The following is a 362-nucleotide window of genomic DNA, read 5'->3' as shown; positions in this document are numbered from 1 at the left end:
CTGCATTCTGGCCATGGCCCTGTTGATGAGTGGCCATGTGGTGGGGCAGACCCTGTTTGATGAAGGGATTCCCGGTACCTNTGAAGTGGTGAAAATGCTGATCGTGGTACTGACCTTCGTGGGGCTGGGCTACGCGGCCCGCCACGCCCGTCACATCCGCATGTCCGCCATCTATGAACAGCTCAATGGCAAGGCCCGCAAGGGGCTGCAGATGTTGATTTGCCTGGGAACGGCGACGCTGATGTTTTATTTCGCCTGGAAATCCGGTCAGTACGTCTTTGATATTCAGGAGCGTGGCCGGGTGAGTGCGTCACTGCAGGTGCCCATGTGGCTGGTCTACCTGGCACTGCCTGCGGGGTTCA

General features: G+C 58.4%; 1 protein-coding gene. It reads left to right on the top strand.

What is annotated here, in order from left to right:
• Positions 1 to 13: 13 nt before the first annotated feature.
• Positions 14 to 362 (top strand): TRAP transporter small permease (locus tag A3730_RS09670; RefSeq protein WP_231883912.1); only part of this gene is annotated, 349 nt, incomplete at its 3' end.

The sequence above is a fragment of the Alcanivorax sp. HI0044 genome, assembly GCF_001634945.1.
This window is presented reverse-complemented; position numbering and strand designations above follow the sequence as displayed.